Origin of the sequence: Citrobacter sp. MGH104 (assembly GCF_001034485.1) — a bacterium.
In the GTDB taxonomy this organism is placed as follows: Bacteria; Pseudomonadota; Gammaproteobacteria; order Enterobacterales; family Enterobacteriaceae; genus Citrobacter; species Citrobacter freundii.
Map to the genome: position 1 here is coordinate 1,104,835 of NZ_KQ089818.1, position 15,874 is coordinate 1,120,708.

Sequence of the window (15,874 nt, forward strand, 5' to 3'; positions counted from 1 at the left end):
TCGCCCGGCATATAGCCGGGCGCGGAAACTTATCAGGAGCCCATGCGGTAGTTAGGGGACTCTTTGGTGATGGTCACATCGTGAACGTGACTTTCCTGAATACCCGCACCGCTGATGCGTACAAACTCTGCTTTCGTTCGCAGCGCGTCGATAGTACCACAGCCGGTCAGCCCCATACAGGAGCGCAGGCCGCCCATCTGCTGGTGAATGATCTCTTTCAGGCGGCCTTTATAGGCTACGCGGCCTTCGATACCTTCCGGGACCAGTTTGTCAGCGGCGTTATCGCTCTGGAAGTAACGGTCAGAAGACCCTTTGGACATCGCGCCCAGAGAACCCATACCGCGGTAAGATTTGTAAGAACGGCCCTGGTACAGTTCGATTTCGCCCGGGGATTCTTCAGTACCCGCCAGCATGGAACCAACCATCACTGCGGCAGCACCAGCAGCAATCGCTTTAGCGATGTCGCCGGAGAAACGAATACCGCCATCGGCGATAACCGGAATACCGGTGCCTTCCAGCGCTTCAACGGCATCAGAAACGGCGGTGATCTGCGGAACACCGACGCCGGTCACGATACGGGTAGTACAGATGGAGCCAGGGCCAATACCCACTTTAACAGCGCTGCAGCCAGCTTCAGCCAACGCGCGAGCACCTGCGCCCGTAGCAACGTTACCGCCGATAATCTGCAGATCAGGATATTTAGCGCGAGTTTCACGAATACGCTGCAGTACGCCTTCAGAGTGGCCGTGAGAGGAGTCAATCAGCAGTACGTCAACGCCCGCGGCAACCAGCGCGTCAACACGCTCTTCGTTACCTGCGCCCGCGCCAACCGCAGCGCCCACGCGCAGACGACCATGCTCGTCTTTACAGGCGTTAGGTTTACGTTCAGCTTTCTGGAAATCTTTAACGGTGATCATACCGAGCAGATGGAAGCTGTCATCAACAACCAGCGCTTTCTCAACGCGTTTTTCGTGCATTTTGGCGAAAACGACATCGCGCGCTTCGCCTTCACGAACGGTCACCAGACGCTCTTTTGGCGTCATATATACGCTAACCGGCTGGTTCAGGTCAGTCACAAAACGCACGTCACGGCCGGTGATGATACCGACCAGTTCGTTATCTTCAGTCACCACCGGGTAGCCTGCAAAGCCGTTACGCTCGGTCAGTTCTTTCACTTCGCGCAGAGTAGTGGTTGGCAGTACGGTCTGTGGGTCAGTTACCACGCCAGATTCGTGTTTTTTCACGCGGCGAACTTCTTCAGCCTGGCGCTCGATGGACATGTTTTTGTGGATAAAACCGATGCCGCCTTCCTGGGCCAGGGCAATTGCCAGGCGCGCTTCCGTCACGGTGTCCATTGCTGCGGAGAGCATAGGAATGTTCAGGCGAATGGTTTTCGTCAACTGGGTGCTGAGGTCAGCAGTATTCGGCAGAACGGTAGAATGAGCGGGAACGAGGAGGACGTCGTCAAACGTCAGGGCTTCTTTTGCGATACGTAGCATGGGCAATATCTCACCTGGGAGGTTATTAAATATTGCCGCGGCATTATACAGAGCGTAACCGATTGCATCCACACTTTTTTGCAAAAAAACCTTGCGCTCCTCTGTGAGCATGTTACTTTCGACTGAATAACCTGCTGATTTAGAATTTGATCCCGCTCACATGTTATCCTCTCAGACCACCTCAATTTTTACCGTAAGCCGCCTGAATCAGACGGTTCGTTTGCTGCTTGAGCAGGAAATGGGGCAAGTGTGGATCAGCGGTGAAATCTCCAATTTCACTCAGCCGTCCTCCGGTCACTGGTACTTCACGCTCAAAGATGACACCGCTCAGGTTCGCTGCGCGATGTTTCGCAACAGCAACCGCCGGGTAACGTTCCGCCCGCAGCACGGGCAACAGGTGCTGGTGCGCGCCAACATTACATTGTATGAGCCGCGTGGGGACTACCAGATAATTGTTGAGAGCATGCAGCCTGCGGGTGAAGGTCTGTTGCAACAGAAGTATGAGCAACTGAAGGCCAAACTGCAGGCTGAAGGGCTGTTCGATCAGCAGTTCAAAAAAACGCTGCCCTCACCGGCCCACTGCGTCGGGGTGATAACCTCGAAAACCGGGGCAGCGCTACACGATATTCTCCACGTATTGAAACGCCGCGACCCTTCCCTGCCCGTTATTATCTATCCAACCGCTGTCCAGGGCGACGATGCGCCGGGGCAGATTGTGCGCGCAATTGAGCTGGCAAACGCCCGTGGCGAGTGTGACGTATTAATCGTCGGGCGCGGCGGCGGCTCGCTGGAAGATTTGTGGAGCTTTAACGACGAGCGCGTAGCACGGGCGATATTTGCCAGCCGCATTCCGGTGGTGAGTGCCGTCGGCCATGAAACCGATGTGACCATCGCTGACTTCGTCGGCGATCTGCGCGCGCCAACGCCGTCGGCGGCTGCAGAAATTGTCAGCCGCAATCAGCTCGAACTGCTGCGTCAAATTCAGCATGGTCAGCAACGTCTGGAAATGGCGATGGATTACTATCTCGCCAACCGAACTCGCCGATTTACCCAGCTTAATCACCGCTTGCAACAGCAGCATCCGCAGCTGCGTCTGGCCCGCCAGCAGACCGTGCTGGAACGACTGCGTCAGAGAATGAACTTCGCACTTGAGAATAAAATTAAACAGGCCAATCAGCGTCAGCAGCGCATGCTGCAGCGGCTGAACCAGCAAAACCCACAGCCGCGTATCCACCGCGCGCAAACACGTATTCAGCAACTGGAATATCGGCTGGCGGAAAATATTCGCGCGCGGCTAAGCGAGCAGCGCGAGCGTTTCGGCAACGCGGTCACCCATCTGGAAGCCGTCAGCCCGCTGGCAACGTTAGCGCGCGGCTATAGCGTCACGACAACAAGCGATGGCACAGTGCTAAAGAAAACCAAACAGGCCAGACCCGGCGACCTGCTCACCACCCGACTGAACGACGGCTGGGTGGAAAGCGAGATAAAAACGGTAACGGCTGCCGGGAAAAAGCGCCAGCCAAAAGCTAAGTAGCCCGCTGCCGTCTGTCTATTCGTTCTATCGCGGGGGAGATAGCGTCATCATCGCAGTGGAAACGTGCTGGTTCGCCAGGTGCCTGATTATCGCTTGCCGTTTTCGTTGCATTCACATAGCCGCTGGTAAGATTGATGGTCTGGTAATTCTTGCCCACTCGGTCGGAAACCCACCAAGAAAAATTAGAGCGATCATTCGGCCAGCCAAACCGTTCCCCTATCTGACCGCCAGGGTAGTTACTATACAGCTTTTGCAACTCACTCAATGTCGGCTGATAGTTTTCGGGGCAACCCGATTTACTCGCCAGCCCCGCACCGTCATGGTTAAACAGCGTCCAGATTTCATCACCCATAGCGATAGGACCAAAGGTGTTATCATGCGACGGCGCTTCATTCATCAACAGTGGTCGCTTAAAGACTACGCCATCGCTGCTGGTTTCGCAGACGGATTGCCGCTGCTGTCTTTCATGGTGACGGTGAGCGGGATCTCTTCGCCTTTTTTGACTTTCACCGCATCGCTTACCTATCGAGGGCAATACTGGAAGTCAGTTCAATCGTCGCAGGTACCGGTGAATGCGGGTCGACCAGGCAAACCTGTGCCCCTGTATTACTCGCAGAACTGCTTGACGATACGTTCCCCACATCCAGCCGCATAGACTGATAGTTCCCGGTATTCGCCGCGCGATCTACCGCAAACCAGAACCATTTTTCATTCACCGGCCAACCATAACGTTCAAACAACACTCCGCTGGGATTATCTGCATACAATGTTTGCAGATCGCTTAATAAAGGCTGATACGCCTCATCACAGTCGGACTTCCCGGTCGTCAGCGTGGTAGATTGCAACCTCAACGGCCAGCGTTCATTGCTACTGGCAACGCTGGAAGTATAACCCGACGTCTCCGCAGCAAGATAAGGGCGATGGAATGTGACGCCAGCGCTGTTCGTCACCGTTTCCGGCATATGGCCCCACATGGCAGCCTTATCGCTGTCCGGGCTGGTGAGAACGGAAAAGATTACGTTTTTACTCACCGTAGCTAAACTGTCTCCCTCCACCGTGGCGGTTATCGTCGTTTTCAGGCCGCTCGAATTGTCCTGCGCTAAGGTTAATTGCACCTTACCGTCGGTATCCGTCATCCCATACCATTTCGACGAACCGGAATTGAAACTCGTCGCACTCCCCTCAGGCGTAACGGGCGTCAAGGTCATGTAAGCCGAGTTGTTTGTTATCACCGTACTGGCGCGCGTGGTCGATGAAGAACGCCCCACCACCACCACGGTATTGGCCTGTGGGATGCCGGCAGCATTTTTTACGCTAACGGTTAGCGGTAACGTTTCACCTTTCTTACTCATGAAGCTTGCGTACGTCTCATTCCATAGAGTGGAGGAGTCAAGCGTAATGGCATACTCACGTTTTGCCGTCAGACACAACTGCGTTACGTTGGTCGGGGACGAAGATGTCGTTGTGTTCATGACACCATTACGAAAATTAATGTTTTGATATAAAGACGTTTGCCCGCTTAGCGTCTTATCACCCGCCCACCACCCATACGAGGCGATCATCGGAAGACCGTAATCAGCGGTTAATGCGCTATCCGGGTGATCGTTATACAGCGACGTTAAATCTGCCGCCGTCGGCATTTGGTTCATCGTGCAGGCCCCGCGCCCGCTATTCACATTTTTCACCGTGTACCACATTTCATTGTTTTGTATGACCGACTCCGTATCCGTGGTTGAGTTCAGCTCATACCTCAGCCTTGGGCGCATAAATTCCGCGCCGTTGCTGGCGGTGAAGGTCTCCGGCATATGCCCCCACATCTGGGCTTTACTGCTGTCTGGACTGGTGAGTACGGTAAACACTGTCGACAGCGACGAGGTTGCCGCTGGGGTTTTATACAAGCTGGCGTTCAACACCGTTTTCAACCCCGGCCCTGTATCTTCACCTACATCAAGAGACAGCGTGCCGTCCGAGCCGGTGACCCCATAATAGGTGCCGTTATAAAGCCAGGTCTGCGGCGCCTGTCCGGTCAGCACCAGCTCCATGGTTGGTATGGTCCAGGAAGTAAGCGCACTGCTGCCGCGTATCGAACCTCGGTCTCGCGTCAGGGTAAACACAGCGTTCCCTACCGGGTTACCGGCAGCATCCGTGGTGGTGATCGTTAACGGCACTCTTTCACCCGTCTTCACTTTCACCGCCTGCGCGGTTTTGTCTATTGCCACCGTTGAGGTCAGCGCGATCATCGTTGCCTGTGCTGCCCCCGTACTCGTACAAATCTGGTACTGCATGGCGCTGGTATCCGTCGCCGACACCGAATGATGGCTGCCATCATCCAGATCGACGACATAAAAATCGATGGGCGCTTCAGAAGAAAACTTACTCACATAGCTACCACTCCAGTAGGAGTAGTCTATCGGCCAGCCCTGTGCCGTCTTGATGCTTCTGTCCGGGTATTGGCGATAAAGCGCGTCCAGAGCGTCGATGGCAGGGTAATACCCGGCCGCGCACATCTCCGCATTGTTTTTGCGGCCATCAGGGCCGTAAAACCGGGACCACGCCTCGTTATCTTCCGTATAACTCATCACATTGAGGGTATTACTCAGCTCCGCGTACAGCAGCGGCCGGTGGTAGCTCGTACCGTCTGCCGCCGTCAGCGTGTCCGTCATATGCCCCCACAGCGTCGCCTTGTCCGAGTCGGGGCTGGTGACCACCGTAAAGATGGTGTCGAGGCTGGCACTCACGCTGGCATTGCCGTACAGCGCCGCCGTTATCGCCACTTTAGTGCCATGCGTATCCGGGCGGGTCACATTGATGATTTTGCTGCCGTCCACGCCCGTCAGGCCGCCGATTTTCGTCGCCGTGTCGTTAACAGATTCGCCGTCAATGACCACCGGCGACACAATACCATCACCGCTGCCAGCGGCATGTTTAACATTCTGTCGGGTAAAACCATCACCACGGCTCATGACAAAAGGCGCTTGCGGCACAGGGTTTCCATTGGCGTCTTTCACCGTGACCTTCAGTTGTAGCGTCTCGCCTTTCTTCACTCTTACCGCATGTACACTATTAACGTTGTTGTCATACCACTGCGACGCATCCACCGGTTCAATGGTGATGGACGCCGCCGCCGGGTTATCGCTGGTCAGGCAACTGACGTAATCCGAAACATCGCCCCCCGCCGTCACCTCTCCACCCGACAACGATATCTGTTGCCAGCTGGACTGGCTGGCGTACGTGACGGACCAGTAGCCCAGCCCCACAGGCCATCCGGCAACCGTATGTATCTCGCCGTCATTGTTGGCATTGTACAAAGTGGTAAGCTGGTCGATACGTGGCAGACGATTAAGCGCACATCCCCCGGCTGCGGTATTTCCCAGCGCATCGGCATGTGTGAGGCGAGCCCAGGTTTCATTCGCTTCATCCTGGGTTCGGGTTGCCCCTGACTCTGCCGCCAGTTTCGGGCGTTCAAACGTGAGATTATCCACGGTTATGACGTCCGCCATATGCCCCCACATATGGGCTTTTGGCGTATCCGGGCTTGTCGGAACGGTAAACTTCACGCTACGCGAGATAGGCGAGTTCAGCAGTGAATCAATCGGTACTACGCTTAGCTGTGTGATTAACCCCACGCCGCGTGGCTGCTCAAGAATAATTTGCGCGTCACCGTTCGCATCCGTCATCCCCTCATACGTCATTGAAGATGTACCCGCGCCATAGGCAACGCTGTCAAATAGCAATTCCCCCTGACTTGGGTCAGTAAAGCCGGTGGTCATCCCGCTGCGATTTTTGCCGAGCCCCATGGTGACTGAAAACTTCACATTCGCTATCGTTGCTCCGTTCAACGCATTTTGTGAATGGACGTTCATTTTGATTTGATCGCCTGTTTTGGCTACGGGCAACCGCAACGAAGTATCATCATTGAAATAAACCTCCAGTTGGGACACCATCTCATTCGCCGAACAGGTCAAATAGTGGGCTGAGCCACCGACCCCCTTGCTACCATCGTCCAGATTAAAGTACGCCATCTGCGTGGCATCATCGGCCATATAAGCATCAGACGCCGTCGGCCAGCCGTGTTCTGTCAGGATTTTATTATCAGGATGTGCGCTGTAGAGCGTTTCAAGAGAACCCGTGTCGGGGACCTGACCTGCGCCGCACTGATTCGTGGCAGAGATCAGAGAATCGAAGGTGGCCCATTCTTCGCTATTTTCACTTTGCTGACCGGTTTTATGACTTGTTTCGGACGCCAATAGCGGACGCTTGTAGAGATTACCCTTCTCCACAATACCCCGTTGCATATGGCCATACATATTCGCCCCGTCAACGTCCGGGCTGGTTATCACCGTAAAAATCACATTAAAGGGGAACGTGATGCTTGCGCCTTCATCATCCGCCATCACAATGCGGATCGGCGTTTCTACCCCTACCCCACTGTCATGACTTAACGACAAATGTACCTGACCGTTCGCGTCCGTTACCCCGGTATAGTGTTCCGGGGACGATGCACGCATATCATCACTACGGACAACGACCCGCAGATTATCCCACTCATCTTTATGCTCCCCTTTACGGTTAGAGGCGGGGTCGACAAACAGTTCAAGATAGCGATAAGGCAACGGTTTATTGGTATTCCGGTCAACCACGCTGGCTATCACATCAATCGTCTCACCGACTTCCGCCTTGTATGGCGCATCGGGAGAAAGCGTGATTTGTGGATACGCTAAAGGTAGCGCTTTATCCACGCAGCTCACAAGTAAAGCCGTACTGTTGCTTTCTCGTATCACCGCCCCACTCCCCATACTGGTAGCGTAGTGATAAATATCGAGCTGATCTTTCGTGGACGACCAGTAGGTATCAATTGGCCAACCGGGATAGGCCGCCGCGGTGCTGTGGGCGGCCCGCAGCGCCACCAGCTGTTCGGCATCCGGCAAAATGGCACAGTGGTTATCCGCGCTATCCCAGGTAAACTGCGCCCAGCTTTCATTGCTGGCAGCAAAAGTAGCACTAGTGCCACTGGTTTCCGCCGCCAGTTTTGGACGCGTGAAGGTATAGATGACGCCATCGACGTTTGCCGTAGCGCTTTCTTCCATATGCCCCCACATCGCCGCTTTGTCGCTGTCCGGGCTGGTCAGGGTGGTGAAAATGACATCGACGCTGTCTTTTAGCGCCGTATTGTTTGCCGGCATCACCGTCAGGGTAGTTTTTACGCCGGGGCCGTTTGCCTGGGTGACGGTCACTATCGCTTTGCCGTCAGCGCCCGTAACACCGTGGTATTCCGTCGCCGTGGTGGTCAGTTCCGTATCACCAACGTGTACCGGTGCATTATTATTGACGATGTTCTGGCGGTTAAGCGCATCGCTGCGGGTAATAATAAATGCGGTATTGCCCACCACGTTACCGGCGCAATCGCGGGTGGTAACGGTCAGCGTGATACTTTCCCCTGCTTTAACCTTGGCTGCTTTTAACGTATCGTCCATCGGCACGGCGCTGAGTGACAGTGGCTCGCCCACGGCGGTAGCTACGTCAATCGCCACTTTTTGTTCGGTTAAAGCAACCGTATTGCTGTGCGGTGTTCCCGTCGACGTAATGAGGTAAAGCGCGGGTAGCGCGCTGCTATCTTCCAGTTGTGGCCAGACCACGTAATGCCCGCCGGCCATATTCTGCGCACAGAACGTTTTATTGGCGACTGGCTGTGGGTTAAGCGGTTCATCCGGTGTGGCGGCATCTGCCCAGACTAAACTGATAGCGGGCGTCTGTTCGCTTTCCCAGCGCAGCGGCGGTATGGCGAACAGATCGCCCTCGGTATCGAGCGGATTAGCCAGCTGCAGTGCGCTGGCTGAATCGTCAACGCTGAAGTCGCGGGGCATCGCGCTGAAGGCCACAGCGTGCGCTTCACCGGGAGAGAGGACAACGCTGCCCTGATAAACCGGAACGAACGCGCTGTCCGCCGTCGGCGGGGTGCCGTTTATCGCATCCGTAGCTGTGCGCAACTCCTGCCATGCCCCACTTTTTAGTGCAGAAAGTACCGGCACTGCACCCATTAACAGAGCTAACGCCAGTAAAGAGCGATAAACTTTATTCACCTGCCAGATCCCCCATCCTTGAGCAGTCACTACCCATTTATTCTGTGTTCGCGTTTCAACACACTTTGCTTAACCCCGAGCTAAACAAAGGGCGCGGAAAAACCGCTCCCTAAGGAAGCGGTCTTGCACGGTTTTATTTACGTTGGTAGTCGATAGACAAGCCATATCCCTGGACGCCATCGTTGCCGAGGGTAACGCCATCGGCATAATCGAAGGCAGCCTTCGCTTCGGCGTTGGTAAGCGGAATAACCAGATCGCTATTGTTGTAGGTAGCGTTGACAATCCCACCCACAGTGCCCAACTGCAGACTGTTACCGGTGAATTTCCAGCGGTAGTTGTAATCACTGGTAACTTCTTCACCTGCATCGTAAGAGCGACTGGCGTTTTTATCTTTCCACAGCAGCACTTTATAAGTGGTATTGGTTTTGAGTTTAGTCGCCATGCCCAACAGATTGGTTGTTGTACCCGCCTCGTAGATGACGACGTGGACATTTTCATCGACCACCGGACCTTCCGGAATGTCATCATCGTCAGAACCACCGCCAGCGTTGGTCGACAGATCGTTTAGCAGCAATTCTGTGGCAACATTCGGATCGCCGGTAGTTGTGGTAGGCGTAATTTTAATACCGATGTAGCGATCGGCATCCGCAGCCTGAATTTCATAGGTGTCGCTGCCTTTTGTACCTATCTCTTGTGCATCGCCGCCATTCTGATCGCTATAGCTCATCCACTGCACAGTCGCTTTGGTCGCCGTGTTATCCGCATCCAGGTCACCTTCCGTATCGCCGATAGCCCAGTTGACCGTCACTTTGTCGCCCGCATGAAACTGCCGGTCACCTTCAGTTGCCACGGTTCGACTACCACGGTCAATCGTCACCGTGACATGTGCTTTATCCGTTTCCGCCGTTTTATCTGCAGCCCGTGTAATCCACGGGATAGTCCCTTGAATAGTACCGGTACTTTCTGTCGCGCTTTGCCACTGACCGGCTTTCAGATTCCCATTAGCCGCGACTGCAGGCACAGCACAATACCCTGCCACAGCCAACGCCAGTGCGACCTTCGTCAGCCGCCGTTTTAATACTAATTGCATCAAGACTCTCCTTTTTCTTCAACATTCAGCGACTGGCTGGTCAGCCACTACGCTGACACTATTTCTGGCTATACACCACGCGTATGCCATAGCCCTGAATACCATCCTGCTCATGAGCAGCGAATTTTTGCGCAGCCTCTCTATTTGTTGCTGGCAACACCAGATCTTCATTGCGGGTATTGGCTTGTGCTCCGGTATTTCCCGTCACGCTTTGCCCGGTAAATTCCCATTGATAGTCATAAAGCGCCATTTCATCTTCTGCCAGTTGTTCTGACATCTGGAAAAAGCCGTCTTTATTGGCATCACGCCACAGTACAAATCGATAGGTATTATTAACGACAGGATGCCTATCTTGTTTGCCGCTCAAATTAACGGGAGAAGATGTTTTCATTTGATAAATGAGCGCATTCAACGCATCAAGCGCATCACCGGTAAACGTCACGTCAACATAGTTACTGTCGCCGTAGGCGTCTTCCTTCGCTTTCCAGCGAAACGTACCAGGAAGCGTACTGGAGAGCGTGACGGTTCCCGCCTTTTTGTCACGGCTGGCAATGAAGACGCAGGGCAATTCGGCGGTACAAGCTGTGGAGGAAAGCGACACCTTTTTGTCATTGCTGTCATAGAGTTCAGGTGCCATAGCCTCATCCACCAGCACTTTACCGTTACGATCGGTCGTATCCCCAAATGAATCAGTCAGCACCAGGTCCATCACAACACCATCGACGCCATCCGCCAAAGCGCTGGCCTCATGGCTATGATCGGTACGATCGGCGTCAGCGACGTTATCGACAATCAATTCGATTTTACGATCCTGCTGGACGGTAATTTCCACAGCACCCGAGTTTTGCTTATTCCCCTTTTCATCTTCCAGGGTCATGCGCACTTTCCAGGTATTTAACTCTGTACGCTGTGCTTCTGTATCCGCATTGACCCACGCAGGGAGGACCAGATTCCAGCGATTATTATTCCCTTCAGTGAGGGCATCAGCTTTTACTACTGGCATCACTAATGTGCGATTGGCAATATTTTTTGCCTGCCAGGAGGCGGAGATGATTTTGTAGTGATGAGAGACAAGCGCATTGATCGTCCACTTACATTTCTCCAGTCCCACCGCAGACTCAGGCGTGTCTTCAATTACGCATTCAGGATGGACATTGGTCGCATCGGCTTTGAGCCATAACGCAACATCAAGGGGATCTTTTTCACGGTATTCAAGAACGATAAAATTATTACGCTCGACAAAATCGGTACGACTGCCCATTAAAGAGCGCTGAATTTTTACGTTTTCCGGATCAAGCTGAGCCGCCAGGGGCGTACCTAACTGATAAGTGACGGTTGCGTTGATGCTAAGGTCGGCATTATCTCCAGTGCCGGCTTTGTAATCTGCACCCAACGTGACCATCGGCACAGGCATGTAATTGAGACCAACGGTTACCGCATGGGGATTTTTTTGTAAATTGTCGGTACCAAATAATGCCACTTCATCGCCATAGTACTGCTCGTAGACTAATTTCCCACCGATCTGTGGATAAAATGACAGCCAGCTTTCAGCCCGAATATCCCATCCCCGGGCGGGGCGCTCTTCATAAAACTCGAAATCCTCAGACTCTTTCCAGTCAGAAAGTGGATGGTAATAGTTGCCAGAGAGCTTCAGATAATCTGTCCATGCCTCAGTGCCCAAACCTAAGCGACGGTGCCCACGGCTAAAATCGTAGTCATAAAAAGCGTTGCCGCCGAGTAACCAATCCCCCACATTTTGACGCAAGCCAAAACCGATATTTCCAATGGTCCGGTCCTCTTTACGCTGCGCGGAGATTTGGGTAAAAATCAATGTATATTGGTTGTCGTATAAGGGAACAAAATAGTCGAGAGAGCTACCATCAAGATCGCCCCCTTCGCCAACAGATAAACTGGTCCGTACTTTTCCGTACGGTGACATTAACCCTTCTATATACGATTGCGTGGAGGAGGTAATTTGATTTTGCAAATAGCTTTGCGCCTGTGATTTCAACGCGTCAGGCGTCAGGTTTTCAAAGCCTTGTGTCGCAGAGTTAATAAAATAGTCGACACCTTTCTCTTTAATGGATTGATCTTCGTTATTATGCTGTTCTTTTAGTACCGACTCACTGCCGAGATCGGGCAACGTAGACTCACTTATGTTATTGATTGCTGCAGGCGCAACAATATTGTCCCCGGCAATAACTGCGCCAGAAACGAATAGAACAAGCAAGATAACAAAGCGCGCCCTTCGGGCCATAACATGTTCCTGTATTAACAAAGTTGCTGTACAGCAGGAACATTATATTTATGATTCACGCTAATGAATGCCTTTATAACCTAAATATAATCCTAAAAAATCAGCCAGATTATCAAAGCAAGATAAAATATTTGTAATAATAATGATTAAAGCTGATTAGCATTCATAATAAATATTAATCAGCAAAAATTATTCATAATATAATTTATATTATGACATTATATTCCACGCGTTTCTTCGAAATAAGGCCATGGCCGTTCTGACAGAAATAATCCACCGCTCCGCAGGCTTTTAATACTTGCAGTGGCAGATGGCATTCCGGACAACGCGCTTCCAGTTGAATATCTTTGTGACAATGCTCGCAGTGCGCCACACCATTTTGCGGCTCCAGCTCTGCATGACAATCCGGGCAGGTAATCGACATATCGTGTCCTTATACAGAAAATGTATTGCTGCTTTTATATTAACACCATGCGCTTAATGTGGCCCACGTAACTGCTGCTGCAATGTTAACAGGCACTCCACTTCTTCCAGCCTGCGCAGTGTCGTTTGGCTCACCTCCTGCGGACAACGTTCAAACAAACTTTGCGCTCCCAGAATTTGCTCAGCGAGACAATGGGCGTAAATCGTACCAGTAATGCTCCAGCGTTGTACCACCTTGCCGTCAATCACTTCCAGTACATCTTCTGTACCGCGTCGGTCATGGCTGATAATACGTCCGTCACGCAGATAAAGCCGCAGACCTTTTTGCCCACCAGCTGGCCCCGCATATTTGTTGAGCCGGATATCCAGTGGAATGCCGCTAATCTGCCCCTGAAGATGCGCCTCGCCTTCTGCCGTGGTCAGGTCACTCTGGGGGATATCACGTCCCAGACGGTCTTTAGCACTCACTAACCGCAGCACCATCTCATTATTCCCTCCCAGATACCGTACCGTTTCCCGCAGCATTGCTAACACGTGCGTACCGATATCCAGAATCACGCCATCCGGGTGGCGAAGCTCACGCGTGTCCGGTTCACCGGTGGCAAAGTTAAGCGCTATCGGCTCCCCTGCAGCGTTAAATCCACTTGGCTCCTGCAAAAAACCTTCGATTTTCACAATCTCGGCAAAAGTGCTGACCAACCCTCGTTTCACCGTTTCGATGCGCGCCATCCAGTGGTCGAGTGCCAGTACACGATCGGCGGCTCCTGGTTGAGCCAGCAGCATTTTCAGTTTTTCAATTTGGGAGAGCGTGGCGACAATAGGTTTTTCAACCACGATACGTGCGATGGGGGAGGCCAGGGCCTGTTCAAGCACCTCAAGGTGATGCAAGGATGCGGTCGTGATGAACAGGGTATCAAGAGGCTGAGTAAGCAGCTCTTCGAGCGACGTACAACGCGTCACGCCTGCTGGCTGTTTTGTGGGTTGAACATCAAACCCCACACAGCGTAATGAATCACCGAAGAGGCTACGTAATGCGGGCAAGTATGCCGTTTCAACGACTGCGCCCAGCCCAACAAACCCTAACAGCATGTTCTCACCTCAAAAGTTGAATTACCGGGGCATAACGTCTGCCCCGGCATCATCGAGGTGCTATCAGGCGCTAGTTGCCGGTTTAGTCTGTGTATTCTCCAGCATGCGACGAATCGGAACAATGAGAACGATCAGTACCGCGGCGCAGATAAGCAGCGCAATCGAGCAGCGCGCGAAGAGATCTGGCAGCATATCAAGCTGGTCGGCCTTCACATGACCACCAATCAGACCCGCGGCCAGGTTACCCAGCGCACTGGCGCAGAACCACAGACCCATCATCTGTCCACGCATTCTTTCCGGTGCCAACAGCGTCATGGTCGCCAGACCAATTGGGCTCAGACACAGCTCGCCGAGCGTAAGCATCAGGATACTGCCTACCAGCCAGAATGGAGAAACACCCGCGCCGCCATTTGCCAGCACGTCTTGCGCCGCCAGCATCATCACGCCAAAGCCCGCCGCTGCGCAGAGAATGCCGATGACAAACTTGGTGATACTGCTTGGGCGAATATTCATGCTCGCCAGTTTTGGCCACGCCCAGCTGAATACCGGGGCCAGCAGAATGATGAACAAAGCGTTAATCGACTGGAACCATACTGCCGGGATTTCAAAATCGCCGATCATACGGTTAGTGTAGTCGTTGGCGAACAGGTTGAACGAGGTAGGTTTCTGCTCAAAGGCAGACCAGAAGAACGCAGCGGAAACCAGCAGGATAAAGCAAACCAGCAGCCTGGCGCGTTCTTTACGGTTCAGCCCCGCAAAGACGAACAGATAGATAAAGTAAAGCGCAACTGACGCGGCAATCACGTACACCAGCATGCTGGCAACCGCGACCGGGTTAATCACAATCACTCCCTGCGCAATCAGGGTAACAACAATTGCTACACCAACTGCCAGCGCCAGCAGCCACGCGCCCACACCATTACGTTTCACAACCGGGCTGTTCCAGGTCGAGTCCAGGCCCACTTCGCTATCGTAGCGTTTCATCGCCGGAACGGCAAAGATACGGAAGATGAGCAATGCCACCAACATTCCGATACCACCGATACCAAAACCCCAGTGCCAGCCGTGAGTTTTAATCAGCCAGCCGGAGATCAATGGCGCGATGAAGGAACCCAGGTTGATACCCATGTAGAACAGCGAGAAACCGCCGTCACGGCGCGCATCGCCTTTTTTATACAGCGTACCCACCATCACCGAGATACAGGTTTTGAACAGGCCAGAACCGAGCACAATGAACATCAGGCCAATAAAAAACAGGTTGTCACCCATGATGGCCGAGAGTGCAATCGACAGGTGACCAAGTGCTATCAGGATGGAGCCATACCATACCGCTTTTTGTTGACCAAGCCAGTTATCCGCCAGCCAGCCACCTGGCAGCGCAGCAAGATACATGGTACCGGCAAAGATACCGACAATCGCCGAGGCATTTTCACGTGCCAGTCCCATGCCGCCGTCATAAACGGTAGCCGCCATAAACAGGATCAGTAACGGACGAATGCCATAAAACGAAAAACGCTCCCACATCTCAGTAAAGAACAATGAGCCGAGCGGATAAGGGTGACCGAAGAAAGTTCGGCTTTCTTTTTGATTAACAGAGGATTGCATAATTCTCCCGAAAGTTATGTCGTCGTGCGTGTAAACACCGCGATGTACGCCGACCAGTTACGTAGCTGGTCGATTTTTTACATGCGGCGAAGATTTATTTAACCATTTGATAACCTGGCAGTAGTTTTGTCTAGTACCAACCGGGGGACTTTAAGATGAAAACTCGACAATTGTCTACTTTCTTAGATTTAAACTTGGTAAAAAACGAATAGTGATTGACATTGCGCGGGCTGAGGTTGACGTTGGAATAACGAAAAAAAACCCGCGACAAGCGCGGGTTTTCATCTGCATCAGCAA

General features: G+C 52.8%; 9 protein-coding genes. 1 reads left to right on the forward strand and 8 read right to left on the reverse strand.

All coding sequences use genetic code 11. The features are described from left to right. Nucleotides 1-32: 32 nt before the first annotated feature. Nucleotides 33-1,499, reverse strand: a complete 1,467-nt coding sequence (gene guaB / locus SK34_RS05210) for an IMP dehydrogenase (RefSeq protein WP_003037756.1) — start codon at nucleotides 1,497-1,499, stop codon at nucleotides 33-35. A 160-nt stretch (nucleotides 1,500-1,659) separates the two neighbouring features. On the opposite strand from guaB, the gene xseA reads away from it, so the two are divergent. Then, the gene (gene xseA / locus SK34_RS05215; protein WP_048232529.1) at nucleotides 1,660-3,033 is read left to right on the forward strand and encodes an exodeoxyribonuclease VII large subunit; all 1,374 of its coding nucleotides are present in this window, start codon (nucleotides 1,660-1,662) and stop codon (nucleotides 3,031-3,033) included. On the opposite strand, the gene SK34_RS24915 is transcribed toward xseA, so the two are convergent. From SK34_RS24915 to SK34_RS05250, 7 genes are all read right to left on the reverse strand, one after another. Then, on the reverse strand, nucleotides 3,026-3,430 hold the full coding sequence (locus tag SK34_RS24915; RefSeq protein WP_048232531.1) for an adhesion domain-containing protein: 405 nt from the start codon (nucleotides 3,428-3,430) through the stop codon (nucleotides 3,026-3,028). The genes xseA and SK34_RS24915 overlap by 8 nt on opposite strands. Before the next feature lie 121 nt (nucleotides 3,431-3,551). Further along, a complete protein-coding gene (locus SK34_RS05225; protein ID WP_247751658.1) occupies nucleotides 3,552-9,113 on the reverse strand; it encodes an adhesion domain-containing protein in 5,562 nt (1,853 codons plus the stop codon). Nucleotides 9,114-9,246: 133 nt separating this feature from the next. Continuing rightward, nucleotides 9,247-10,203: a SinI family autotransporter-associated protein gene (locus SK34_RS05230; protein WP_048232533.1), complete on the reverse strand. Its 957-nt coding sequence runs from the start codon at nucleotides 10,201-10,203 to the stop codon at nucleotides 9,247-9,249. Between the two features lie 58 nt (nucleotides 10,204-10,261). After that, a complete protein-coding gene (gene sinH / locus SK34_RS05235) occupies nucleotides 10,262-12,460 on the reverse strand; it encodes an intimin-like inverse autotransporter SinH (RefSeq protein WP_048232535.1) in 2,199 nt (732 codons plus the stop codon). A 205-nt stretch (nucleotides 12,461-12,665) separates the two neighbouring features. Further along, the gene (locus tag SK34_RS05240; RefSeq protein WP_003838464.1) at nucleotides 12,666-12,884 is read right to left on the reverse strand and encodes a zinc ribbon domain-containing protein; all 219 of its coding nucleotides are present in this window, start codon (nucleotides 12,882-12,884) and stop codon (nucleotides 12,666-12,668) included. A 53-nt stretch (nucleotides 12,885-12,937) separates the two neighbouring features. Continuing rightward, nucleotides 12,938-13,972, reverse strand: coding sequence for a Gfo/Idh/MocA family oxidoreductase (locus SK34_RS05245; protein WP_048232537.1), 1,035 nt, complete (start codon nucleotides 13,970-13,972; stop codon nucleotides 12,938-12,940). A 63-nt stretch (nucleotides 13,973-14,035) separates the two neighbouring features. Then, complete coding sequence (locus SK34_RS05250; RefSeq protein WP_003037736.1) at nucleotides 14,036-15,577, reverse strand: peptide MFS transporter; 1,542 nt, start codon at nucleotides 15,575-15,577, stop codon at nucleotides 14,036-14,038. Nucleotides 15,578-15,874: the final 297 nt, after the last annotated feature.

Coding starts and splice junctions, on each gene's coding strand:
- guaB (WP_003037756.1), bottom strand. CDS start 1,499: ATGCTACGTATCGCAAAAGAAGCCCTGACGTTTGACGACGTCCTCCTC.
- xseA (WP_048232529.1), top strand. CDS start 1,660: ATGTTATCCTCTCAGACCACCTCAATTTTTACCGTAAGCCGCCTGAAT.
- SK34_RS24915 (WP_048232531.1), bottom strand. CDS start 3,430: ATGAATGAAGCGCCGTCGCATGATAACACCTTTGGTCCTATCGCTATG.
- SK34_RS05230 (WP_048232533.1), bottom strand. CDS start 10,203: ATGCAATTAGTATTAAAACGGCGGCTGACGAAGGTCGCACTGGCGTTG.
- sinH (WP_048232535.1), bottom strand. CDS start 12,460: ATGGCCCGAAGGGCGCGCTTTGTTATCTTGCTTGTTCTATTCGTTTCT.
- SK34_RS05240 (WP_003838464.1), bottom strand. CDS start 12,884: ATGTCGATTACCTGCCCGGATTGTCATGCAGAGCTGGAGCCGCAAAAT.
- SK34_RS05245 (WP_048232537.1), bottom strand. CDS start 13,972: ATGCTGTTAGGGTTTGTTGGGCTGGGCGCAGTCGTTGAAACGGCATAC.
- SK34_RS05250 (WP_003037736.1), bottom strand. CDS start 15,577: ATGCAATCCTCTGTTAATCAAAAAGAAAGCCGAACTTTCTTCGGTCAC.